General features: G+C 71.1%; 19 protein-coding genes. 8 read left to right on the top strand and 11 right to left on the bottom strand.

Translation table 11 applies throughout. The features are described 5' to 3' along the window. Window positions 1-195: 195 nt before the first annotated feature. On the top strand, window positions 196-1,950 hold the full coding sequence (locus IEY89_RS03070) for an LCP family protein (RefSeq protein WP_189145628.1): 1,755 nt from the start codon (window positions 196-198) through the stop codon (window positions 1,948-1,950). Between the two features lie 132 nt (window positions 1,951-2,082). Then, the gene (locus IEY89_RS03065) at window positions 2,083-3,765 is read left to right on the top strand and encodes an LCP family protein (protein WP_189145627.1); all 1,683 of its coding nucleotides are present in this window, start codon (window positions 2,083-2,085) and stop codon (window positions 3,763-3,765) included. 78 nt (window positions 3,766-3,843) lie between these two features. Here IEY89_RS03065 and IEY89_RS03060 read toward each other — a convergent pair whose 3' ends face one another. Continuing rightward, window positions 3,844-4,893, bottom strand: a complete 1,050-nt coding sequence (locus tag IEY89_RS03060) for a glycosyltransferase family 2 protein (protein ID WP_189145626.1) — start codon at window positions 4,891-4,893, stop codon at window positions 3,844-3,846. A gap of 151 nt (window positions 4,894-5,044) precedes the next feature. Here IEY89_RS03060 and IEY89_RS03055 point away from each other — a divergent pair, with 151 nt between their 5' ends. Then, complete coding sequence (locus IEY89_RS03055) at window positions 5,045-6,523, top strand: LCP family protein (protein WP_189145625.1); 1,479 nt, start codon at window positions 5,045-5,047, stop codon at window positions 6,521-6,523. Between the two features lie 48 nt (window positions 6,524-6,571). Here the strand turns inward: IEY89_RS03055 and IEY89_RS03050 are convergent, their stop codons facing one another. Beyond that, the gene (locus IEY89_RS03050; RefSeq protein WP_189145624.1) at window positions 6,572-7,120 is read right to left on the bottom strand and encodes an acyl-CoA thioesterase; all 549 of its coding nucleotides are present in this window, start codon (window positions 7,118-7,120) and stop codon (window positions 6,572-6,574) included. 119 nt (window positions 7,121-7,239) lie between these two features. Here IEY89_RS03050 and IEY89_RS03045 point away from each other — a divergent pair, with 119 nt between their 5' ends. Both IEY89_RS03045 and IEY89_RS03040 read left to right on the top strand, forming a co-directional pair. Next, window positions 7,240-8,553: an LCP family protein gene (locus IEY89_RS03045; protein WP_189145623.1), complete on the top strand. Its 1,314-nt coding sequence runs from the start codon at window positions 7,240-7,242 to the stop codon at window positions 8,551-8,553. A gap of 103 nt (window positions 8,554-8,656) precedes the next feature. After that, window positions 8,657-9,970: an MFS transporter gene (locus tag IEY89_RS03040; protein WP_189145622.1), complete on the top strand. Its 1,314-nt coding sequence runs from the start codon at window positions 8,657-8,659 to the stop codon at window positions 9,968-9,970. Between the two features lie 7 nt (window positions 9,971-9,977). Here IEY89_RS03040 and IEY89_RS03035 read toward each other — a convergent pair whose 3' ends face one another. The 6 genes from IEY89_RS03035 to IEY89_RS03010 all read right to left on the bottom strand — a co-directional run bounded on the left by IEY89_RS03035 (window position 9,978) and on the right by IEY89_RS03010 (window position 17,765). Further along, window positions 9,978-10,760, bottom strand: a complete 783-nt coding sequence (locus IEY89_RS03035) for a class I SAM-dependent methyltransferase (RefSeq protein WP_189145621.1) — start codon at window positions 10,758-10,760, stop codon at window positions 9,978-9,980. Then, on the bottom strand, window positions 10,757-11,701 hold the full coding sequence (locus IEY89_RS03030) for an HTTM domain-containing protein (RefSeq protein WP_189145620.1): 945 nt from the start codon (window positions 11,699-11,701) through the stop codon (window positions 10,757-10,759). Before IEY89_RS03030 ends, IEY89_RS03035 begins: the two co-directional genes overlap by 4 nt. Continuing rightward, a complete protein-coding gene (locus IEY89_RS03025) occupies window positions 11,694-12,035 on the bottom strand; it encodes a hypothetical protein (RefSeq protein ID WP_189145619.1) in 342 nt (113 codons plus the stop codon). Before IEY89_RS03025 ends, IEY89_RS03030 begins: the two co-directional genes overlap by 8 nt. 30 nt (window positions 12,036-12,065) lie before the next feature. Continuing rightward, entirely contained in the window at window positions 12,066-12,656 is a 591-nt protein-coding gene (locus IEY89_RS03020) for a DUF5825 family protein (RefSeq protein WP_189145618.1), read from the bottom strand. Beyond that, complete coding sequence (locus IEY89_RS03015; RefSeq protein ID WP_189145617.1) at window positions 12,638-14,572, bottom strand: RiPP maturation radical SAM C-methyltransferase; 1,935 nt, start codon at window positions 14,570-14,572, stop codon at window positions 12,638-12,640. The genes IEY89_RS03020 and IEY89_RS03015 overlap by 19 nt, the downstream gene beginning before the upstream one ends. A 343-nt stretch (window positions 14,573-14,915) precedes the next feature. Further along, a complete protein-coding gene (locus tag IEY89_RS03010; RefSeq protein ID WP_189145616.1) occupies window positions 14,916-17,765 on the bottom strand; it encodes an AfsR/SARP family transcriptional regulator in 2,850 nt (949 codons plus the stop codon). Between the two features lie 254 nt (window positions 17,766-18,019). On the opposite strand from IEY89_RS03010, the gene IEY89_RS03005 reads away from it, so the two are divergent. Next, a complete protein-coding gene (locus IEY89_RS03005) occupies window positions 18,020-18,757 on the top strand; it encodes an IclR family transcriptional regulator (RefSeq protein ID WP_189145702.1) in 738 nt (245 codons plus the stop codon). A 100-nt stretch (window positions 18,758-18,857) separates the two neighbouring features. Here the strand turns inward: IEY89_RS03005 and IEY89_RS03000 are convergent, their stop codons facing one another. Beyond that, the gene (locus tag IEY89_RS03000; protein WP_268240716.1) at window positions 18,858-20,015 is read right to left on the bottom strand and encodes an acyl-CoA dehydrogenase family protein; all 1,158 of its coding nucleotides are present in this window, start codon (window positions 20,013-20,015) and stop codon (window positions 18,858-18,860) included. 222 nt (window positions 20,016-20,237) lie between these two features. On the opposite strand from IEY89_RS03000, the gene IEY89_RS02995 reads away from it, so the two are divergent. Next, on the top strand, window positions 20,238-21,581 hold the full coding sequence (locus tag IEY89_RS02995) for a UDP-glucose dehydrogenase family protein (RefSeq protein ID WP_189145614.1): 1,344 nt from the start codon (window positions 20,238-20,240) through the stop codon (window positions 21,579-21,581). 154 nt (window positions 21,582-21,735) lie between these two features. On the opposite strand, the gene IEY89_RS02990 is transcribed toward IEY89_RS02995, so the two are convergent. After that, window positions 21,736-22,245 carry a CGNR zinc finger domain-containing protein gene (locus IEY89_RS02990; protein WP_189145613.1) on the bottom strand — a complete coding sequence of 170 codons (510 nt, stop codon included), beginning with the start codon at window positions 22,243-22,245 and terminating at the stop codon, window positions 21,736-21,738. Window positions 22,246-22,341: 96 nt separating this feature from the next. Between IEY89_RS02990 and IEY89_RS02985 the strand changes: the two genes are divergently transcribed. Beyond that, window positions 22,342-22,701, top strand: coding sequence for a VOC family protein (locus IEY89_RS02985; RefSeq protein ID WP_189145612.1), 360 nt, complete (start codon window positions 22,342-22,344; stop codon window positions 22,699-22,701). 187 nt (window positions 22,702-22,888) lie between these two features. On the opposite strand, the gene IEY89_RS02980 is transcribed toward IEY89_RS02985, so the two are convergent. Continuing rightward, on the bottom strand, window positions 22,889-24,049 hold the full coding sequence (locus IEY89_RS02980) for a dipeptidase (protein ID WP_189145611.1): 1,161 nt from the start codon (window positions 24,047-24,049) through the stop codon (window positions 22,889-22,891). Window positions 24,050-24,179 lie beyond the last annotated feature (130 nt).

The raw sequence follows: 24,179 nt of genomic DNA, 5'->3' as shown, positions 1-24,179 counted from the left end.
TCAAGAAAATGGGTGGATTGCCCAGGTGTAGGGAAGTGGAATTTGTCACCGTCGTCGCTTGACACCCAACTGGACGGATAGTGTGAGCGATCCGGTGCGTCAGGACACGTGTCGTGTGCACACCGGCTGACCGAGACCCGAGCGCCTTGGAGGGGGAAAGGCGCCGCGTGGCCCCGACGGAGGATGCAGACAACCGTGGACGCGCAAGGCCGTGGGCGGGCGGACGACATCGACCCCGCAGACCAGTGGGTGCTCAATCCGAGCACCGGCGAATACGAACTGCGACTGACTCCCTCCGCACCGCAATCAGCGGTCCCGGGACCTCGTCGAGCCACACCTGCCAACGCGGGTGCGGGACGCGGGCGTTCGGCGGCACCGGAGCAGGAGCAGGAGACGCACGGGGTGCCCGGCACGCCCGGGCAGGTACCGCCGCCGAGACGGCGCCGCGGTGCGCCCGAGGAGCCGCTGCCCGGGCGGCGCCGCACGCGGGCCCCGGAGAAGAAGAAGTCGAAGGCCAAGAAGGTGGTGCTCTGGACGGGCGGATCCATGGCCTTCGTCCTGGTGGCCGCCGGCACGGCCGCCTACTTCTACGTCAAGCACCTTGAGGGGAACGTCCAGACGACGGACGTCGGTACGGCGGGCAAGGCCGGCTTCAGCAAGGACGAGGCCTTCAACATCCTCGTCATCGGCACGGACAAGCGCACCGGTGCGGGCAACGAGGCCTACGGAGACGCGGGCAGCGTCGGGCACGCGGACACGACGATCCTGCTGCACGTCTCCAAGGACCGGACGAACGCGACAGCGCTGAGCATTCCGCGTGACCTGATCGTCGACATCCCGGACTGTCCGACCGTGCAGGAGGACGGATCCGAGAAGATCATCGCCGGCGCCCAGGACGTCCGCTTCAACACCAGCCTCGGGCAGGACGAGCGTGACCCCGGCTGCACCATGCGCACGGTGAAGGAGCTCACCGGCATCTCGCCGGACCACTTCATGATGGCCGACTTCAACGCGGTGAAGACGCTGACGACGGCGGTGGGCGGGGTCGAGGTCTGCGTGACCAAGGCCGTCAACGACAAGGACTCGAAACTGAAGCTGCCCGCCGGCAAGTCGACGGTCGAGGGAGAGCAGGCGCTCGCCTTCGTCCGTACCCGGCACAGCTTCGGCAACCAGGGAGACCTGGACCGGATCAAGGTGCAGCAGCAGTTCCTCAGCTCACTGATGCGCAAGATGTCCTCCAGCGACACCCTGACCAACCCGTCCAAACTGCTGAAGCTGGCGGAGGCGGCCACCAAGGCGCTGACCGTGGACACCGGTCTCGGCAAGGTCTCCACGCTCAAGGACGTTGCGCTGGAACTGAAGAAGGTGCCGCCGAAGAACATCACCTTCCTGACCGTGCCGGTCATCGACAACCCGGCGGACGGTGTCGTCCGCAAGACGGTGATCGTCAACCCGACGACCGCTCCCCAGGTCTTCGACACCATCAACAACGATGTGTCGTTCACCGCGGTCAAGCAGCAGAAGGCGAAGGAGGCGGCTGCCGTCGCCGCCCGCCTCAAGGGCACCAAGTCCGCGGCCTCCGAGGTGCGGGTGCAGATCATGAACGGCGGCGCCCCCGCCGGCTCCGCACAGGAGACTCTCAGCTACCTGCAGAATGATGAGGGCGTGACCAAGTCCGAGAACGCGGGCAACGCTCCGGCGGAACTCGCGAAGACGACGCTGGAGTACGCGCCCGACCAGGCCGCCCAGGCCCGGCGGCTGGCCGCCATCATGGGGCTGTCCGGTTCGGCGATGAAGCCCGGCAAGAGTGTGACGAACTCCCAGGGGCTGCCCACCATGACGCTGACCCTGGGCAAGGACTTCAAGGGGGCCGGCGTCTCGCTCACCGCGCCGGCGAAGGCACCGGACGTGGACAAGTCCACGGCGGACAAGGTGCAGTGCGCCAGCTGAGCACTTCGATCGACCAATGGCGTCTGCGCCAGATGTTTTGGTGCGCCGGTTGACCTGACAGGCCTGCCTCGCGTCCTACAGGACGCGAGGCAGGCCTGTTCGACGGCGGCGCAAGGGTGGGGAGGCAGGGGAATGACGCAGAGCAGTGTGCACGGGGAGGGGACGCGACCAGGCGTCCGGCCCGCTCGGGTTCCGGGGCAGCGAGACGGCGCGCACGAGCAGGGGAGCGACTCCGGCGACAGTGGCAGCGCCGGCGGTGGTAGTGGCAGCGGTAGCGGTGGTGGTCCGGCGGGAAGACAGCGGCGGCCCGGCAAGCGCAGGGCGCTGCGCTGGTCGGCGGCGACCCTCTCGGTGCTGATACTCGCCACCGCCGGCGTCGGTTACCTGTACTACGAGCACCTGAACGGCAACATCCAGAAGGGCAAGCGCACCAGCGGCGACTCCAAGGCACGGAAGACCGAGCCGAACGCGGCCGGGCAGACTCCGCTGAACATCCTGCTGATCGGCTCGGACAGCCGCAGCTCCGACGCCAACGTCTCCCTGGGCGGTGGCAGGGCCAACCGCGACAACCCGCCGCTGGGCGACGTGCAGATGCTGATCCACGTCTCCGCCGACCGCAGGAACGCGTCCGTGGTGAGCATTCCGCGCGACACCCGGGTCGACATACCGAAGTGCACGGACCCCGACACCGGTGAGAAGTTCGCGGCGACCAACGACATCATCAACACCTCGCTGGCCCGGGGCGGCGCCGGCTGCACGCTGGCCACCTGGCAGAACCTCACCGGGGTCTACATCGACCACTGGATGACGATCGACTTCGCGGGCGTGGTGAAGATGGCCGACGCCATCGGCGGCGTCGAGGTCTGTGTGAAGCAGAACGTGTGGGACCACCCGCTGCCCGGCGTGCCCGGCGGCTCCGGGCTCAAGCTCAAGGCCGGCAAGCAGAAGGTCCAGGGCAAGGAGGCGCTGCAGTGGCTGCGTACCCGGCATGCCTTCTACAGCGACCTGGGGCGCGCCAAGGCCCAGCACATGTACATGAACTCGATGATCCGCACGCTGAAGGCGCAGAACGTCTTCACCGACGCGGGGCGGCTGACCGGTCTGGCCGAGGCGGCCACCAAGTCGCTGACGGTGTCCGAGGAGCTGGGCACGGTCAAGGAGCTGTACGACCTGGGCATGCAGCTCAAGTCGGTGCCGACCGACCGCATCACGATGACGACGATGCCGACGGTCGTGGACCCCCGGAACGCGAACCATCTGGTGGCGGCCGACACCGACGCCGAGCAGATGTGGACGATGCTCCGCGACGACATCGCCTTCGACGACAAGGGCGGCACGACGGCGACGAAGGCCCCGACGGCCGCTGCCTCGGCGACGGCATCGACCGACCCGGCGGCGGATCCCGGAAAGATCGGCGTGCTCGTGCGGAACGGCACCCGGACGGCCACCCTCGCCGCGGTCGGCGGCCGGGCGACCACGATCAGCGAAATCCTCTCGGCCAAGGGCTTCACGAACGCGGCGGCGGACACGTCCGGTTCGCTGTCCGTGGACAGGACGGTCGTGCTCTACCCGAGCGCCGACCTGGCGGGCGACGCCCAGCTCGTCGCCAAGTCCCTGGGGATTCCGGCGAGTTCGGTGAAGAAGTCGACAGATGTCTCCGGTGTGACGGTGACCGTGGGCGCCGACTGGCGCGAGGGCAAGGCGTATCCGAAGAAGACCGCGCCGAAGGCCGGCCAACTGCCCGCCACCGCCGACAAGGTGGTCGGTTCGGACACCAGCGCGTGCATGGAGGTCTACTCGCCCTATCGCTGGTAGAGGGCTGGCAAGGGTGCGGTACAACGAGTCGGGGGCCTGCCGTCGGTGGCTGACGGCAGGCCCCCGACTCGTTGTCGTTCAGGCCGCGTTCGCGCCGTCCAGCACCGCCGGCCGACGGGCCGCGATCACCTTGCGGGCAAGCGACTTCGGGCTCGTCAGGAAGCCCCAGCCCCAGCACATGTGCATGGTGGCGAGGGCGACGGGGATCTGCAGCCGGGCCTTCAGCGAGAGCCCCTTGCCGGCCGGGACCGAGCCCGCCGTGATCGCCGCGAGGTAGCCGCCGGGCACCAGGAGGGCCCACGGCGTCAGTACGGCACCCAGCACCACGCCCGCCGCTATGGCGACCACGGCGGTGGGCGGGGCGAGGTAACGCAGGTTGATGGAACCCTCGTGGTAGCGGGCCACGACATGGCGCCAGCGGCCGTAGTCCTTGTACTGCTTGGCCAGCGCGCGCACGGAGGGCCTCGGCCGGTACGACACCCGCAGCTCGGGCGAGAACCAGATGAGGCCGCCCGCCTCCCGGATCCGGAAGTTCAGCTCCCAGTCCTGGGCGCGGATGAACTCGACGTTGTAGCCGCCCTGTTGTTCGAGGGCGGCGCGCCGGAAGACACCGAGGTACACGGTCTCGGCGGGCCCGGCCGCGCCTCCCGTGTGGAAGGCGGCGTTGCCGACCCCGATCTTCGAGGTCATCGCGGCGGCCACCGCGTGCTCCCAGGCGTTCTCGCCCTCGGCGTGCATGATCCCGCCGACGTTCTGCGCGCCGGTCTCGTCGAGGAGACGTACGGCCGTCGCGATGTAGTCGGGCGAGAGCATGCCGTGCCCGTCGACGCGTACGACCACGGGGTGGCGGGATGCCTTGATCGCGGCGTTCAGCGCGGCGGGCGTACGGCCGGTCGGGTTGGGGACCGTGTGGACGCGTTTGCTCGTACCGGCCGTTTCGCGTACCAGCTCGGCGGCGATCTCGTCCGTGCGGTCCGTGGAGGGACCGAGGGCGATGACGACCTCCATCTCGCCGGCGTACTCCTGGGCGAGGATCGCTTGGACGGCTCCGCGCAGATGCCGCTCCTCGTCGAGGACGGGCATGATCACGGACACGGCGGGCGACTGCACGTCGGGCTTGGCGTTCATAGGGGGCTCACGTTACCGCGAACGGGGGACACCGACGCGCGCCGCCCGCTCCCTGACCCGGGCCTCAGATCGTATGGGCCTACGGTGCTCACGGATCCCACGTTCGGCCCACTCCCCCTCCCCCGGCCTGCCTTCGCGGAGGTGTTCCCCCATGCCCGCGTCCCCCGCATCCCCCCACTCCCCCGGTTCCCCGCAGCGGCGGCCACGGCCGTCGTCCGGCCGCCCGCGTCCCCCCGTACGGCGGAAGAAGCCCCGTTGGGCCATGCGGGCGGTGACGACGCTGTCCGTCGTGGTTCTCGCCGCGGCCGGTATCGGGCACGCGGTGGTCACCAGCCTCGACTCCGACATCGCCCGTGTCGACCCCTTCAAGGACATGAAGAACCGTCCGCGGGCGGGCCACGGCATGAACGTGCTGCTGGTCGGCACGGACGGCCGGGAGAAGATCAGCGAGGCCGAGCGGCGCAGGTACCGGCTGGGCGGCGCGCCCTGCCACTGCACCGACACGATGATGATCGTGCACATCTCGGAGGACCGGGAGCGGGCGAGTGTGGTCAGCCTGCCGCGCGACTCGTACGCACAGACGCCCCCGCACACCGACCGGACCACCGGGCGCCGGCACGGCGGACACGTCATCAAGCTGAACGCGGCGTACGCGGAGGGCGGTCCGAACCTCACCGTGCGGACGGTGGAGCACATGACGCACGTGAAGATCGACCACTACCTGGAGATCGACTTCACCAGCTTCATGAAGACGGTCGATGTGCTGGGGGGCGTCGAGATCTGCACGGCGAAGCCGCTGAAGGACTCGTACACCGGGCTGAACCTGGCCGCCGGTACACATGAGTTGAGTGGCGGGGAGGCGTTGCAGTACGTGCGTTCACGGCACGCCGACGGATCGTCCGACCTGGGGCGGATGCAGCGCCAGCAGCGGTTCATGGCGGCGCTGATCGCGCAGTCCACGTCGTCCGGGGTGCTGCTGAACCCGATGAAGTTCCGGGACATCACCCGGGCGGTGCTCGGGTCGGTGCGGGCGGACAAGGAGTTCGGCACGGGTGAGCTGCTGGACCTCGGGCGGGCCATGCGGAACTTCTCCCCGGCGTCGTCCGAGTTCACGACCGTGCCGATCGGGCGGATGGGATACGCCGTGAAGGGCGTCGGTTCGACGTTGAAGTGGGACGCGGCGAAGGCGGGGCGGCTGTTCCGGGCGCTGCGGGAGGACGAGCCGCTGGCGGTGCGCAAGAGCGGACGCGGCAGCGGCAAGGGAAGCGCGCCGGTACGGGTGGAGGTGGCACCGCAGCAGATCCGGGTGCAGGTCGAGAACGGGACGCGGACGGTGGGGCTGGGGCGGAAGGTGGACCGGGCGCTGGCCGCGACCGGGTTCCGGACGACCCGGGTGCCGGTGAACGCGCGGGAGCGGGGGGCGGCGGTGCGGACGGTGATCGCGTACGACCCCCGGTGGGACCGTTCGGCGAGGTCGCTGGCGGCGGCGTTGCCGGGGAGTTCGCTGCGGGTGGTGCGGGGGCAGGGTGCGTTGATGAAGGTCACTGTCGGGGCGGACTACCGGGGAGTGCGGAAGGTGCGGGTGGGTGAGTTCGGGGTGACTACCGGGGATCAGGTGGGGTGCAGGTGAGACGGCGCTGAGGATTCGGGTGGGCGGGGTCCGAAGGGCTGGGTCGCCTCAGTCGTCCAGGCCCTCCGCCGCTCGCCGTTCCCTCAGCTCCACGATCGCCCTGCGCCGTGCCAACCGGTGCGTGCGGCGGATCTGGGCCTCCTGGTAGCGGCGCTCGTCGCGTTCCGTCTCCGGGAGGACCGGGGGGACCATGCGTGGCTTGCCCTCGGCGTCGACCGCCGCGAAGACCAGGTACGCCGAGCCGACCTGTGTCGCCGGTGTCGACTCGTTCCAGCGCTCGGCGAGGACCCGTACGCCGACCTCCATCGAGGTCCGGCCGGTCCAGTTCACCTGGGCTTTCACATGGACCAGGTCGCCCACCCGCACCGGCTCCAGGAACGCCATCTCGTCCATCGACGCCGTGACCGCGGGCCCGCCGCTGTGCCGGCCGGCCACCGCGCCCGCCGCGTCGTCGACCAGTTTCATGATCACGCCGCCGTGCACCGTACCCAGGAGGTTGGTGTCGGCGTTCGTCATGATGTGGCTGAGGGTGGTCCGGGAGGCGGAGGTCGGCTTGCCCGGGGGTGCCTCGTCCGGCCCGGTGGCCTGGTCTGTCATGGCGTCCACCCTATGCGGGACGTACACATGGGCGATTTGTGTCAGCTTGGCAACAGGCCTGTTCCTAATTTCCTTCGACCCTTGTATAGGGCATGGCCCGGCACTGCACACTGGTCCGCATGAACGATTGGCCCGACGCGTGGTCCGACGACAACCGCAACAACCGCTACGGACGCGGCAGCGCGAACGCACAGCCCGAGAGTGCGCGCGTGATGCGGCAGGTCCAGCGCGGCCAGGGTGGCCAGAACCCGGCCGCCCCGCCGTACGGCGGCGGGGTGCCCCAGCAGCAGCCGTACGCCGGTGACCAGGGCCAGGACCCCTACGGGAACGGCTACGACAGCGGGTACAACACCGGCCAGGTCTACGGCGGCGCGCCGCAATCCGGCGGCTCGGGCCGCGGGCCGGGCGGGCCCGGTGCCATGGGGAGCGGCGGCCACGGCCCCCGCTCCGCCCCGGACTGGCGCAAGCGGATCAAGTGGACCGCGATCACCGTGGTCACGCTGCTGGTCGTGGTGTCCGTCGGTACGTACTTCTGGGCCGACGGCAAGCTGAACCGGCAGGTCGACCTGTCCAAGGTCATCGAGCGGCCGGAGGCGGGCGAGGGCACCAACTACCTGATCGTCGGCTCCGACAGCCGTGCGGGCCTGTCCGCCGAGGAGAAGAAGAAGCTGCGCACCGGGTCCGCCGAGGGCAAGCGCACCGACTCGATGATGATCCTGCACACCGGCGACAACGGCCCGACCCTCATCTCCCTCCCCCGTGACTCGGACGTGGAGATCCCGAGCTTCGTGGGCTCCGAGTCCGGCAAGACGTACAAGAGCACGGGCCGGCACGTGAAGCTGAACGCGGCGTACGCGGAGGACGGGCCCGAACTGCTCGTCCGTACCGTCGAGTTCAACACCGGACTGCGCATCGACCACTACGTGGAGATCGGCTTCGCCGGCTTCGCGAACATCGTGGACGCGGTCGGCGGCGTGGAGCTCACCATCCCCAAGGGCGGGATGAAGGACACCAAGTCCGGCGCCAACTTCACGGCGGGCGAGCAGACCCTCAACGGCGAGCAGGCCCTGGCCTTCGTCCGTACCCGGTACGCCCTCGCGGGCAGCGACCTCGACCGTACGAAGAACCAGCAGAAGTTCCTCGCGGCGCTGGCGAGCCAGACCGCGACGCCGAGCACGATCCTGAACCCCTTCAAGCTGTACCCGACGATGAGCGCGGGCCTCGACACCCTGATCGTCGACAAGGACATGGGCCTGTTCGACCTGGCCGACATGTTCTGGGCGATGAAGGGCGTCACCGGCGGCGACGGCAAGTCCATGAACATGCCGATCTCGGGCTCGAGCGGCGGCAACCTCGTCTGGGACAAGGCGAAGGTGAAGACGCTGGTGAACGAGCTGAAGAACGACGAGAAGGTCACGGTGTCGGGAAACTGACACACACCCTGGACCACCCTGGGCCCGTTGCCGCGGGCTGAACGGTTCCGCTGACCGGACCACGGGTCGACGTGCTCCGGTCGGCTGCACTACACGTGGGTCCGTGGACGAGGACAACGAGGAACGAGCCGCGCCTCCGGAACCGGAGCCCTTACCTCTGTGGCGCAACCGGGACTACACCATCTGGTGGTCCGGAGTGGCGGTGTCCAAGCTGGGCACCAGCATCTCCACGCTGGCGTTCCCGCTGCTGGTCCTGGCCGTCACCGGGTCCACCACGGCGGCCGGTGTCGTCGGTACGTGCGTCGGCGTCGGCGTGGTGGCGGGCCTGCTGCCCGCGGGGGTCGCCGCGGACCGCCTTCCGAGGCGCACCCTGCTCATCGGGGCCTCACTGGTCCAGCTGGCGGCCATGTGCGCCGTCTTCTGGACCGTGGCCGCCGGTCAGGTGCGGCTGCCGCTGATCTCGGCGCTGGCGCTGGTGCAGGGCCTGGCTGCGGCGGTGTTCGGCGGCGCGGCGGCGCCGGTGGTGAAACGTCTCGTTCCTCGGTCGCAGCTCAAGACCGCCTTCGCCCGGGTCGAGGCGCGCGACTTCGGCGCCCAGATGGCCGGAGCACCACTCGGCGGGATCCTGTTCGCGCTGGCGCACTCGGCGCCGTTCCTCGTGGACGCCCTGTCCTTCGGGGCCGTCGCTCTCGCCTGTGTGTTCCTGCGTACCCCGCTGGGACCCGATGTCGCCGACCGTGCCGCCGGGCGGCCTCCGCTGCACCGGGACCTGGGCGCGGGGCTGGCCTTCATCCGGGGCAGCGCGTTCCTGCGGTACGCGGTGCTGTGGTCGGCGCTGATCAACCTGTTCTTCACCGGGCTCGGCTTCATGTTCATCGTCTCGCTGCGGGAGCACGGTGCCTCGCCCTCGGAGATCGGCGCGGCCGAGTCGATCGCCACGGCGTGCGGCCTGGGGGGTGCCCTCGCCGCCGGGTGGGTCGTGCGGCGCGTCTCCGGCTACCGGATCGTCCTGGCCGTCTCCTGGATGGTCCCCGTCGGTGTCGGCGGGGTCGTCCTGCTGGCCTCCCGGCCGTGGCTCGCGGCGCTGTGCCTGGGCGCCAGCATCGTCCTGGTCACCCCGCTGAACATCGTGTTCGCCAGTGGCATGGTGACGACGGTCCCGGACGCGGTGGCCGCGCGCGTCCTGACGTCGGCGAACATGGCGGCGCAGTCCCTCGGCTGGCTCGCCCCGGTGCTGTGCGGAGCGCTGGCGGACGCCTTCGGAGTCGACTTCCCGCTCATCGCCATCGCCGTCGGCCTCGCCCTTCTGGCGCTCACCAACCATCTCGTCCCGGTCGTACGGCAGTTGGGGCAGGCGCCCGACGGGGGCGAGGAGGCGGAGTCCGGCACGGACCCGGCCCCGGAGACCGTCCGGTGAACAGGCCTCAGCCGGCGGCGGACGCCCCCACGACCAGGCACCTGTACACCATGTGGATCTCCCCGCCCGCCTCCGCGTCGAGGCGGGCGGTCACCTCGTTCAGCAACCGCCGCCGTACGGGCTCGGACAGGGCGAGATGGCGGCTCTCGGTGGCCAGCAGGGCGCAGAACTGCCGGGAGGTGAGAACGGTCCGCCAGGGCACGGCGGTCCTCGTCAGCTGCCGGAACCCGTGGGAGCGCAGTTCCTCGGCGTATCCGTCGAGGTCGGACTCCGACAGGGACGCCCGGCCGCCCGAACCGGTCGGCAGTCCGCCCGGCAGGGCGGAGGCGTAGACGCGGCCGAGGAGAGCCGCGCCGTCCGGTTCGTAGGAGCCGAAGTTCCAGGCGAGCAGGATCCGTCCGCCCGCGCGCAGGCACCGCGCCGCCTTGACCGCCCGCTCCCCCGTGCTCAGCCAGTGCCACGCCTGGCCGCACGCCACCATGTCGAACCGCCTGCCACCCGGATCCCACGCCTCGAACGTGCCGACCTCGACCGCCAGTCCCCTGGCCGAGGCGACCTCGGCCATCCGCGCGTCCGGTTCGACGCCGGTGACCTCGTGGCCGAGCGTCGTCAGAGCGGCGCCCAGCTTGCCGGTTCCGCAGCCGATGTCGAGTGCGGTGCCCGGTGGACCGCCACCCAGGGCGGCCAGGGTCTCGGCCAGGGCTTCGGCGGGATAGTCGGGGCGCAGCCGGTCGTAGTCGTGGGCGCGGGCGCCGAAACTGGTGGGCGCCCAGGCGGCCTGGTCCGTCATGCCGGTCCTCCGATCAGTGCCACGAACGAGTGCTGCGGCAGGAAGAGCACGTAGGTACCCGCCGACGCGAGGCCGAAGGGCAGGAGGCGTTTGGGCAGCAGCAGGGTGAAGGCGGCGTGCATCAGCAGGCCGAGAAGTGCGCCGGCCGGCCAGGTGGCGGGGAAGATCAGCAGAAGCGGGAGGGCGGCCTCCACGACGACCGTCGCCAGGGCGGGGATGCGCCAGCGGCGGGCGACGACCGACGGCTCGGCGGTGGCGAAGCGGCGGACGAACCACTCGGGGAAGTAGTTCTCGCGCCGTCCCCGGGGTAGTTCACCGCGTACGGAGGCCAACTGCTCGAACACCTTCTGCAGGACGTCCCCGCTGGTGAACTGGCGGGACGCGGCCTTGAACCAGGCGCTGCTCCAGTACATCTGGAACATCAGCACGACCACGGCGGCCTGCGGCCAGGAAGGCCCGCCGCCGGGCACCCGGGAGGGATCGGCGAACGCGGCCGGGGACGGGGCGTCCAGCAGCGACTGCAGGCTCAGATAGGCGTCGGCCCCGGTCGCGAAGACGAACGGGAGGCACATCATCCCCAGGAACAGGGTGTTGAACTTGCGGTCGAAGGTGAACTCGAACACGCACCAGGCGGCGACGACCGCTGCGGCCAGTGGGGTGAGCACCCCGGCGAACAGGCACACGACCGCCACGGCGCGGGCGGCGTAGAAGACCTTGTACGCGGACGGGCTCAGCAGCAGCTTCACGGCCATCTCGTCGCGCTCGTAGCGCCAGCGCAGCAGGGACCTGGGCCCGATGTCGAAGAACCGTGCCATGCCGTAGAGATGGTCGACGGTGATCTTCCACAGCAGCGCCGTTCCCAGGACCAGGCGGAAGGCGCACAGTGCGGGGCCGGCCGTCGTGCCGTGCACCGGAAGGGCGGCCGACAGCAGTTCAGGCACGGACGATCCGGCCGTTCACGACCCTGATCCTGATTCGGGTGAACGGCGCCAGGACGACACCGTCACCGGCCACCTGCCTGCCGTGCTCCTCGTCCAGGTAGCGCACCAGTGAGCGGAGCGCGTCCGGTGAGGTGAAGAAGTCCTGGGGCGCCTCGTACTCCCACGGGCAGACCGGCTGCCCGTCGCGCACGTCGTGCAGCCGGACATGGCAGGCACCGATGTGGGAGAACATGGCCCAGGAACCGAACGAGCCCGGCGCGGTGAAGAATCCGCGCCACACCAGCCAGCCCACGGCCGCGCAGGCGAGCACCGCGGCCGCGATGTCGTTGATCACCACTCCTCCTTCATGACGCCGGGGGACCGGTCACGCGACCATGGACGGCGCGGGCCACCGGTCGATCAGACAGGGCGCCCACCAGTCGTGGCCGCCGAAGTCCAGGACGAGGCGCTCGGCGCGCAGTGCGGCGAGGACATCGGGGCCGATGCCGTCGGTCCGCTGCTCCTCCAGCAGGTGCACGGCCTGTATGTACGCGGGTTCGGCCAGGTCGAACAGGCCGAGGGCCCCGTCCCGGCGGTCGCGGATCTGGACGAATCCGGGTCCCCGTCGCCATATGCAGCGGCCGACGTAGAAGCGCTCCCGCCACTGGGCGAGGCGCTCGGCGGACCGGGGGCCGTCGAGGGAGACCGGGGGCTGCAGGTGGGACAGGTCGCGGGCGGTCAGGGCGGGGTCCGCCCGCCGGCCGGCCTCCAGCCGCCAGCGCACCAGCAGCCCCCGGGCGGTGGCCACCCGGACGAAGTCGAGGGCCCGCAGGTCGCGCGGGGTGGGGTGCTTCAGGGACACCGGCTCGTCGAGGGCGGTGTACCGCACACCGCTCCGGTAGAGGCCGTGCACGTGCTCGCCGGTGGCAGGGGCGAGGGCGGGCGGCGCGGGCGGGGTCAGGAGATCGTCACGCATGTGGGCTCCTCTGCCAGTTCCAGGGCCAGTTCGGGTCCGCCGTGCTTGTCCGAGTCGCGCCTGATACGGCACATCAGCTGGTTCTCGTCGGCGGTGGCGAGCTGGACCGCGCGACCGGCCTCGACGAAGACCAGCCCGTGGGCGCGCCAGTCGGCCAGCAGCGCCTCGACGCGGCGCTCGTCCCAGGCGCCGTCGCTCCGGGCCGCGCGCTGTGCCAGTTGTCCGACGGACCTGGGGTCGTGCAGCGCGCGGAAGAGTTCGGCCTCGACGGGGTCCCGCAGGGTCAGGGTCCGCCAGGCGAAGCCCGGCCGGGAGTTGGCCAGTTCGATCCGGTCGCCGTGGTCGACGTAGGACAGGCTGCTGCGGACGTAGCTGTCGTGCCACTCCCGGAGGGCCTCGTTGAGCCGGTCGCCGAGCTTCTGGTCGATGCCGTGCGCCTCGGTCTCGAACATGTAGGCGAGATCGGCCAGTTCGGCTTCCGGCAGGTCGTAGGTGACCCGGTACTGCCGGTGCGGGCGCCGTTCGGCGAAGCCCAGCTCGGGGCGGTTGAAGTAGGGGCTGAAGCGCTCCAGCACGATCCGCGAGGCCCCGGTGGCGGGGTAGAGGTGGTGCAGGGCCGGGAACTGCTCGACGAGGGGCAGGTAGTCGTCCTGGGTCTCGCCCGGGAAGCCGAAGAGGTAGTTCCAGGCCACCGACAGACCGCTGCTTTCGGCGTCCCGGAGGAAGCGCACGTTGTGGGTGCCGCTCACTCCCTTGTCCATGATCCTCAGCACCCGGGAGCTGAGGTTCTCGATGCCCGGCTGGACGCTGACCACCCCCGCCTCGCGCATCCGGACGATCTGCGACAGCTTCATGTTCGACTTGACCTCGTACTGGATGCGCAGGTCGAAGGGGGCGTCGGCGAGCTCGGCCAGGACGGAGTCGAGGTAGGACATGTCCAGGATGTTGTCGACGGCGTAGAAGTCCAGTACGCGGTGGCGCCCGGCGAGGGCGAGGATCTCCTCCAGGTAGGTGTGCGGGCTCTTGCTGCGGAAGGTCATCGCCGACCCGTTGAGCCCGCAGAACGTGCAGTGGTGCTTCTCGCCCCACCAGCAGCCGCGCGCGCCCTCGATGACGAGCAGGGGCTCGTACCAGGACCGCACCTTGGAACGCCGGAGCCGGTCGAAGTAGGCGTCGTAGTCGGGCGACGGGATCTCGGCGGGCGACAGGAGCCGCTCGGCCGGCGGATTGCTGACACTGGCGTCGCCGTCCCGCCGGCACAGGGCGGGGATGCGGGACAGGTCCACCGGACCGTCGCCGTCCGCGCGCAGGGCCGCGACGAGCTGGGGGAACGTCCGCTCCGCCTCACCGCGTACGACGTAGTCGAGGAAGCCGAAGTTGCGGTGCAGCGCCTCCCCCTGCGAACCGTCGCAGTTGGCGCCGCCCATCACGGTCTTCGTGTCCGGGGCCAGCTGCTTGATCCGGCGCAGCAGGGCGAGCGACGCCACGTTCTGCTGGAACGTCGAGGTCGCGCCCACGAGATCCGGTTCGCCGGCGACGATCCGCCGGGCGAGCGTGTCGATGAACTCGGGGACCATCCCGTGCAGCCGGAGACTCGTCTCCCGCTGCTCGTCGGTGATCCGGTCCCGCATCGACTCGGTGAACTCGTCGACCCGCCACGTGGGGTCGTCGTAGAGGGCGGAGGAGAAGACCCAGTCGCCGCATCCCTCGAAGTAGCTGTTCAAAGAGTAGAAACTGTATTCCGTGCGGCCCAGTCCGCCTTTCTGGTCCATCCAGTCGGCGAAGTCGATGTTGGCGTAGACGGTTTCCGTCTCGATGTCCGGGAAGGTGTCCGCGATCCTTCGCGACAGGATCCCGAGCGCGAGCGAAGGGGTCGACAGCGAGGCCCACGGCATGCAGACCAACGTGATCTTCATGTGCCCTCCGGCATCCGGCGGTGCTCTGAAGGTGCTCTTTCGGTTCGTCACGCGCCCCTGGTGCGACCTGCGCTTCCGGTCATGAGTCGCGCCGGAAGCGCAGGCGGGTTCACGCGCTGAGGGGGCGTTGTCAGAACCTGACGCTGACCTCGACTATGATCGCGGATTCTTCTCCCGGATCGCTCTGGGGATCGTTGTTCACGACGGTCTTCTCCATGGTTTTCCCTCCCCTCGTCACATCGATGGAAGAGACGCGAACGGCGCACATCCGTGCGGGCGCGCGTCGTCGTTGCCATAGGAGAACGTGGACCAGTCCGGGCCGGTCTGTCGCGCCCGGTTCCGCTCAGCGGACCGGAACGTGGCCCGGCGATTCGTCCGGTGCGACCGCGAGGCGGAGGCGGTCGCGGATTCCGGCGCGGAGGGTGTCGTCGTCGGGCAGGCCGAGTTCGCCGGTGAGAGCGAGGGCCCGGGTCCACGCGTCGCGTGCGACGCCCGGCAGGCCCGCGCTGTGGCAGCTGTCGCCGAGGCCCATCAGACAGGCGGCCTCGGTGTTGCGCTCCCCGGCGGCGTGGAACAGTCGCACCGCCTGCTGGTACCAGTCGATCGCCTGCGGGTGCCGGCCCAGGTGATGGTGGATGTAGCCCAGGCTGTCCGCGATGTGCGCCTGCCCGTCCACGTCCCCGGACTCCCGTGCCAGCACCATGGCCTGCTCGCAGTGGGGCAGCGCTCCGCTGTGGTCGCCCAGCTGCGCCAGCCGCCAGCCGATGTGGTTCAGCGCCGCCGACTGTCCCGCCCGGTCGCCCGCCGCCCGGTAGTGCTCCAGACTCCGGTGCGCGTGCTCCAGCGCCTGCCGGCTTTGTCCCTGTGCCCCCGACATCCGCGCGAGATGCTGGTGCGTACGTGCCTGCCCCGCGTCACTGCCCAGCTCGGCGAACAGCTCCAGTGCCCGCACGTACTGCTCCCGGGCCCGCACGGGGTGCTTCAACCGGTCCAGCGCCAGCCCCAGGCCCCGGTGGGCGTTCGCCCGGCCGGCGCGGTCGTTGTCCCGCGTGGCCGCCTCCAACGCGTTGCGTCCGGCCATCAGCGCCGCCTCCCGGTACCCGTGCCGGTCCAGGTAGGTGTTCAACACCCCGACCAACCGCCACACATGGCCGTCGAAGTCCTCCGGCGGCTGCCGCACGATCTCCAGCAGCACCGAGTGCTCGGCCAGGAACCAGGCCAGCGCGGCCTCGTAGTCCCCGGGCTTCCCCGGATTCGCCCCCGGCCGGGCCGGCGGCAGTGCCACAGGGTTGGGCTGCGGGGTCACCAGTACGTCGGCCGCCCACGCGGTGTGCAGGTAGTGGTCCATCATCCGGTGCAGAGCCGCCCGCCGCGCCCACCCGCTGTCGTGTACGGCGACCAGCTCGGCGGCGTACACCCGCAGGAGGTCGTGGAACGCGTACCGCCCCGGGACGGCCTCGGACAGCAGGTGCCCCCCGGTGAGTTCGGTCAGCAGCACCCGGACCTGCTCCGGCGCGACCCCCGCCAGCGCGGCCACCGCGGCCGGCCCCATGTCCGGCCCGGGGTGCAGGGCCAGCAGCCGGAACACCTGGGCGGCGGGGGCGCTCAGCGCACCGTAGGACCAGGAGAACACCGCCCGCAGCCGGCTCGCCGCCTCACCGCCGTCCAGCGCGTCCAGCCGCCCGCCCGTCTCCCGGAGCTCCTCCGCCAGTGCCCCCAGTGGTCGGTGCGGCTGTGCGGCCGCCCGTGCGGCCACCACCGACAGGGCCAGCGGCAGCCCCGCACACCTGTTCACGATGTCGCCGACCGCCCCTGGCTCGCCGGCCACCCGGCCCGCCCCGAGCCGTTCCGCGAGCAGCTCGCGGGCGGCGTCCGGGGCCAGCAGGTCCACCGTCAGCAGGTGGGCGCCCTCCATCGCGGCCAGCCCCGTCAGCTGGTTCCGGCTGGTCACCAGCGCCATGCAGCCGGTCGCTCCCGGCAGCAGCGGACGGACCTGTTCCGCGTCCCGCGCGTTGTCCAGCACGACCATCATCCGGCGCCCGGTCAGCAGGCTCCGGTACAACCCCACCTGGCCCTGCAGACCGGGCGGCACCCGGTCCGGCGGCACTCCGAGCGCGTCCAGGAAACCCCGTACCGCCTCCGCGGGGTCCACCGCCGCCCGCTGCGGATCGAATCCCTGCAGGTTCACATACAGCTGCCCGCCCGGGAACGCGCGCTCCATCCGGCTCGCCCAGTGCACCGCCAGCGCGGTCTTCCCGACGCCGGCCATGCCCGACAGCACCACCGCGGCAGGCTTTCCCCGTGCCCCCGCGCGGATCCGCTCCAGGCGGACCAGCTCCTCCGCGCGCCCCGTGAACCCTCTTACAGTCAGGGGTAGTTGGGCGGGAAGTACGGCCGGCCACGGCGCCGGCCCCGCCCCGGACTCCTGCCGCCGGACGGGCCCGGCCCGGTGGCCCCGCAGGATCTCCTGGTGCAGTTGTTGCAGCGCCGGACCCGGGTCCGCGCCCAGCTCCTCCGCGATCCGGCGCCGCACCTCGGCATAGCAGTCCAGCGCCTCCGCGCCGCGTCCGGTCTCGTGCAGGGCCCGCATCAGCGCCTCGGCCAGGGGTTCCGCCAGCGGGTACTCGCCGAGCAGACTGGTCAGCGGGGCGATGACCGTCACCGGATCACCGAGGCGCAGCTCCGCGCGGGCCCAGCTGACGGCCGCGTCCTGTCGCTGGCGCCGCCATGTCTCGCGCATCCGGGCCCCCCACTGCCCGTTCAGGCCGGACAGCGGTTCTCCCCGCCACAGGGCGAGCGCCTGGCGCAGCGGTTCCACCTGCGCGGGGTCGGTCCGCCCCATCGCCCGGGCGCGTTCGACAAGTTGCCGGAACCGGTGTGCGTCGACATGGTCCGGGCGGGCGTCCAGGAGGTAGCCGCCGGAGCGGCGCACCACGCGCAGGGGCTGCGCGGCGGTCTCGGAGGCCCGCTCGCACACCCGCCGGATCCGGGCGACGTGGGCGTGCACCGCGCTGCGCGCCCCGTCCGGTGCGTACGCGCCCCACACCCGCTCGATCACCACGTCTATCGCGACGGGCCGACCGACGTCCACGGCCAGGGCGGCCATGACCGTACGCCGCTGCGGTGGCCCCACCTCCACCGCCCGGCCCCCCACCGACAGTTCCACGGGCCCGAGCAACTGCACGCTCACCATGCCGTCCGCCCCCCTCAAGGCAGATTCCCCCCGGGACAGCGTCCTCCATTTTCCGCAAGCATGTGCGAGAAGCGGCAAGCCTTCGACAAGGTTTCGATCCACACCTGGGTGCGAATCTGCTGGGGTGCATACCGACGGGACGGTCGGCAGGTCCCGTACCGCCCCGTCCGGCACGGGGCGGAGCCGTCGCTCGTCGGCTCCGCACGGGGAAACGGGGAAGCGGGGAGGCGACCAGCTTGACCGGACGTGGGGTGATGGCCCCGGCGACACAGGGGCCGGAGACACAGGGGCCGGCCTCGGCAATCGGGGGGCGGAGCGTCCTGGAGGGTGCTTTCGCACTACTGGAAGCGGTGGAACGGAACGGGGAAGCGGGGCCGACCAGGCTGGCGAACGAGTGCGGACTGCCCAAGACGACCGCGTACCGGCTGCTGGAGCAACTGGCCGACCTGGGGGCGGTGGAGCGGAGCCGGGGCAGCTACCGGGTGGGCCCGCGGATGTTCCGCCTCGGCCGCGCATGGCAGCCACACCCCCGGCTACGGGCCGCTACGCGGGCTCCCGTGAACCGGCTGGTGAAGGTCACCGGGGCGACGGTGGGGATCGCCGTGCTCTCCAAGGGCGAGACCCTGATGGTGGACTGGCAGGTCGGCGAGACCGAGCTCCCGATCCCGCCGCACCCCGGCATGACCTGGCCGTGGTTCACCGCGGCGGGGAAGACACTGGTGGCCGCGGCCGATCCGGCCGCTCCGCTGCTGGGCCCGCTTCCCACCGCCTGGCAGCGGCAGGCCGCGGCGATCCGGGACCGCGGTGCCGCGTTCGACCGTGAGGAAGTGGTGGCGGGCGTGTGCTGCGCGGCGGTACCGCTGATCGGCGCGGGCGGCGTCCCGGTGGCCGCGCTGTGCGTCGTGACCGACCCCGCACACCACCTGGAGCGGCTCGCCGACGCCGCCCGACAGACCAGCCGGATGATCGGCGCGGTCCTGCGAGGGCGTTGACCGACGGGCCCCGGCGGCGCCCATGGACCGCGGACCGGACGGAGCCAGGGCCCCACGGGGGTGGTGCCCTGGCTCCGCATCCGCATCCGCCGCGCCCCCGCTACGGCAGGTTCCTCGCCATCACGATCCGCTGGACCTGGTTCGTACCCTCGTAGATCTGGGTGATCTTGGCGTCGCGCATCATGCGCTCCACCGGGTAGTCGCGGGTGTAGCCGTAGCCGCCGAGGAGCTGGACCGCGTCCGTGGTGACCTCCATCGCCACGTCCGACGCGAAGCACTTCGCCGCCGCGCCCTGGAAGGTCAGGTCCTTGTCGCCCCGCTGGGACTTGGCCGCCGCCGCGTACGTCAGCTGCCGGGCCGCCTCGATCTTCATCGCCATGTCGGCGAGCATGAACTGGATGCCCTGGAAGTCGGCGATCGGCTTGCCGAACTGCTTGCGCTCCTTGACGTACCCCTTGGCGTAGTCGAGGGCGCCCTGCGCGATGCCCAGGGCCTGCGCGGCGATGGTGACGCGGGTGTGGTCCAGGGTCTTCATCGCGGTGGCGAAGCCGGTGCCCTCCTCGCCGATCATGCGGTCGGCCGGGATGCGGACGTTGTCGAGGTAGACCTCGCGGGTCGGGCTGCCCTTGATGCCGAGCTTCTTCTCGGGGGCGCCGAAGGAGACGCCCTCGTCGGACTTCTCGACGACGAACGCGGAGATGCCCTTGCTGCGCTTGGTGGGGTCGGTCACGGCCATCACCGTGTAGTACTCGGACTCGCCCGCGTTGGTGATCCAGCGCTTCACGCCGTTGAGGACGTAGAAGTCGCCGTCGCGGACCGCCCTCGTCTTCATGCCGGCCGCGTCCGAGCCCGCGTCGGGCTCCGAGAGGCAGTACGAGAACATGCCCTCGCCCTTGGCGAGCGGTGTCATGTACCGCTTCTTCAGCTCCTCCGAGCCGGACAGGATCACGGGCAGGGAGCCGAGCTTGTTCACCGCCGGGATCAGGGACGAGGAGGCGCACACCCGCGCGACCTCCTCGATCACGATCACGGTCGCCAGCGCGTCCGCGCCCGCGCCGCCGTACGACTCCGGTACGTGCACCGCGTGCAGGTCGTTGGCCACCAGCGCGTCATGGGCCTCCTGGGGGAAGCGGGCCTCCTCGTCCACCGCCGCGGCGTACGGCAAGATCTTCGCCTCGGCCAGGGAGCGGATCGCGTCACGGAGCATGTCGTGCTCCTCGGACGGGCGGTACAGGTCGAAATCAGCCGATCCGGCCAAGGTCTCTCACGCTCCAAAGACGCTGTATGACTGACGCTAACTACCGTTAAGTAACCCAGTAGGTAATCCAAATTTTAAGGGCCTGCCCACCCGAGTGATACGTGAGCTTGGCGACAAGGGGGAATTCTGCCCGGTGCGGGGCCGCAACAGCCCTCAGCAGGCCCGCGACTATGCTCGCCCTCGCACGCACGACCGCCCCCAGGCCATACCCCAGGAGCACCCATGGCTCTCAAGATCACCGTGATCGGCACCGGATATCTCGGGGCCACCCACGCCGCCGCCATGGCCGAGCTGGGGTTCGAGGTGCTGGGGCTCGACGTCGTCGAGGAGAAGATCGACCTGCTGCGGCGCGGGCAGGTCCCGATGTACGAGCCGGGGCTCGAAGAGCTGCTGCGCAAGCATGTCGCCGGGATCGAGGGGTCCACCGGGCGACTGCGCTTCACCATGGACTGGGCCGAGGTCGCCGCGTTCGGCGACATCCACTTCGTCTGTGTGAACACCCCGCAGAAGCACGGCGAGTACGCCTGCGACATGTCGTACGTCGACGCCGCGATCGAGTCCCTCGCCCCGCACCTCACCGCCCCCGCCCTCGTCGTCGGCAAGTCGACCGTGCCCGTCGGCTCGGCGGACCGGCTCGCCCGGACGATCTCCGGGCTGGCGCCGGCCGGCGCGGACGCCGAGCTGGCCTGGAACCCGGAGTTCCTGCGCGAGGGCTTCGCCGTCCAGGACACCCTGCACCCGGACCGGGTCGTGGTCGGCGTACGGAGCGAGCGGGCCGAGAAGCTGCTGCGCGAGGTGTACGCCACACCGATCGCGGAGGGGACGCCGTTCGTCGTCACCGACTTCCCGACGGCCGAGCTGGTGAAGACGTCCGCGAACTCGTTCCTGGCCACCAAGATCTCGTTCATCAACGCGATGGCGGAGGTCTGCGAGGCCGCCGACGGGGATGTGGCGAAGCTCGCCGAGGCGATCGGGTACGACGACCGGATCGGCAAGAAGTTCCTGCGGGCCGGGATCGGCTTCGGGGGCGGCTGTCTGCCCAAGGACATCCGGGCGTTCATGGCGCGCGCCGGTGAGCTGGGCGCGGACCAGGCGCTGACCTTCCTGCGCGAGATCGACTCGATCAACATGCGCCAGCGCGGCCAGATGGTGGAGCTGGCCCGGCAGGCGCTGGGCGGCGGCCCGTTCCTCGGGAAGCGGGTCGCGGTGCTCGGCGCCACCTTCAAGCCCGACTCGGACGACGTCCGTGACTCACCGGCCCTCAACGTCGCCGGCCAGATCCACCTCCAGGGCGGCCAGGTGACGGTGTACGACCCGAAGGGCATGGCCAACGCCCGTCGGCTCTTCCCGACGCTCGCGTACGCCGACACGGCCATGGAGGCGGTACGGGGCGCCGATGCCGTACTGCACCTGACGGAGTGGCGCGAGTTCCGCGAGCTGGACCCGGCGGCGCTGGGCGAGGCGGTGGCCCACCGGCTCGTCCTGGACGGACGCAACGCCCTCGACCCACAGGCGTGGCGAAAGGCCGGCTGGACCTACCGGGCCATGGGACGGCCCACCGCCTGACGGGTGCATGCGGCTGACGGAGTCCGGGCCCGGGGAAGGACGCCGGTCCGGCCGAGGCTCAGTCGGCCGGACCGGCGCCCGCCCATTCTCCACACCCCGGCCACCCTTCGGGAAGCGCATTCCACATCCCGAGCGGCCACCGGGCGCGGACCCGCTACTTCGCGCGGTAGCGCCGCATCTTCGCGCGCGCCCCGCACACCGACATGGAGCACCAGCGCCTGCGCCCGGCGGGGCTGCGGTCGTAGTACGCCCAGTGGCACTCGGGCAGCTCGCAGGCCTTCAGGCGCGGCCACGTGCCGTCGGTGAGCGCCTCCGCGACGGCCGCCGCCACGCGGGAGAGCAGCGGGCCCTCCTCGACGGCGGCCAGGCGGGCCGAGCCGTCCCGTTCGTCGACGGTCACCACCAGCGGGGCGCGGGACAGCAGTTGGCCCAGGGGTGTGACGACGTCGTGCGGCGGATGCCCCGCGTGGGCCAGGCAGACGGCCCGCAGGGACTCCCGCAGCTCCTTCACGGCGGCCAGCTCCCGTTCGGCGATCTCCTCGACACCGAACGCGGCGCGCCCCTCGGCGGTGTCCAGCGCGTCCCTGCCCTGTTCCAGGTCCCTGGTGTTCACCAGGGCCTCCACGAGGGCCAGCCCTCCGGGCGCGGACCCGTTCTCGCTCATGAACCCGACGGTACCTCTTCGCGTTACCGCCTATGCGCGGGCATGCGGTAACCGTTACCGTATGAAGCACATCAACAGGTAACAACGGAGGAAGCCATGGCCATCGCCAAGTTCGACACCGTCGTCCTGGACTGTCCCGACCCCGGCGTACTCGCCGCCTTCTACGCCGGACTGCTGGGCGGCACGCCCGAGGTCGAGGAGGACTGGATCGACCTGCGGATCCCGGACGGGCCGAAGCTGGCCTTCCAGGCCGCCCCCGGCTTCGTACCGCCGAAGTGGCCGGCGCCCGACGCCTCGCAGCAGTTCCATCTGGACGTGACCGTGCCCGACCTGGACGCGGCCGAGCGGGAGGTGCTCGCGCTGGGCGCGAAGCCCCTGGACACGGAGGACCGTGCCCGCTCCTTCAGGGTGTACGCGGATCCGGCGGGGCACCCGTTCTGCCTCTGCGCCGGCTGACCAGGCTGGACAGGCGTGCCGAACAGCCGTAGCGGGGCGGGCCCCGGGCCGGACCGGCCGACGAGGGCGGAGGCGGGACCTCAGGGTGTACGCCGATCCGGCGGGGCATCCGATCTGCCTCTGCCTCCGCCGGATCGAGCACCCTCCGAATCGGGTGGGACTGGACCCTGTCGGTCCCTGAAGCCGGTCAGCCGTCCAGCTCCGCGATCCGTACCGTGGACGGCTCCCGGCGTTGCTGGGCCGCCTTGGCCGTGAAATCGGCGCTGCGCAGGACGCGTTGGACGTTTCCCCAGGTGAGGAGCCCGATGTCGGGCTCCGTCCAGCCGCGGCACAGGAGTTCGGCGATCAGGTTCGGGTAGCAGGAGGCGTCGCCGAGCTCCTGGGGGTGGGCGCTGCCGGAGTCGTACGTGCCGGACAGGCCGACGCACTCCGGGCCCGCGACCGCGCGCACATGGTCGAGATGGTCGGCGACGTCACGGACGGACGGCCCGGTCTGCTCGGCCGTCAGCGGCACCAGGCACAGGCCGCCGGCCGCGCCCAGCTCGGCGAGCGTCCCGTCGGGGAGGTTGGCGGGGTGGGGGCGCAGGGCGCGGGCCGCGGAGCGGGTGCACAGGACCGGCGCCTTGGAGATCGTGACGGCACGGCTGATGGTGGCCGGGGAGGCGCCCGAGAGGTCGGCCAGCACGCCGAGCCGGTTCATCTCGCGGACCACCTCCTCGCCGAACCGGGTGAGCCCGGCCTCGCTCGCCCAGGACGTACCGGCGAGGGTGAGCACGCGCAGGCCCAGGGAGTGCAGGACGCGCAGGATGCCGATCGAGTCGTCGATCGCGGCTGCGGCGGCGGGCCCGAGGACGACGGCGACCCGTCCGCAGTTGCGGGCGTCGGTGACCTGCCCGGCGGTGCCCGCGAGGCGCAGCCCCTCGGGGTGGCTCCGGGCCACCGTCCTGACCAGGTCGAGCTGTTCCAGGGTGGCGCCGACGGCCCGGTCGCCGGTCAGCCCCTCCGGCAGGTGCAGCGCCCAGAACAGCGCGCCCACGTGACCGCGTCGCATCCGGGGCACATCGGTGTCGACGGTGCTCTCACCGAGCTCCAGGTCGTACCAGGGCAGGTGCCGCAGCGCCCAGGGCAGCCCGCTGTAGCCGTCGGCGACGGGGTGTGCGGCGAGGACGGCGTGGGCACGGTCGAGAGGGGTCGCGTCCGGATCGGGCAGGGGTGAGAGGTCGAGCGCCGCCCCGATGTGGTCGTCGGGGTACTCGTCGGGCTCCGGCAAGGCAACGGGCGGTGGGGCCGACTGGTCGAGTTCCCCGACCTCGGCTGTGGTGTGCAGTTCGTCCTGCAGGTCGGCCATGACGGGCTCCGTACGTCGTGATCTACCTCGTGATCGCAATACGGTCACCGTCCCACGGAGCCGAGGGGGCTTCCTGGTGGGTGGGGCGTTCGGGGGTACGCCGGGCCCGGGGCGCGCGTGCGCTCGGCGC

The organism is Streptomyces lacrimifluminis (assembly GCF_014646095.1).
Classification (GTDB): Bacteria; Actinomycetota; Actinomycetes; order Streptomycetales; family Streptomycetaceae; genus Streptomyces; species Streptomyces lacrimifluminis.
The sequence above is the reverse complement of the archived record's forward strand: the minus strand, read 5'-3'. Positions and strand labels throughout refer to the sequence as shown.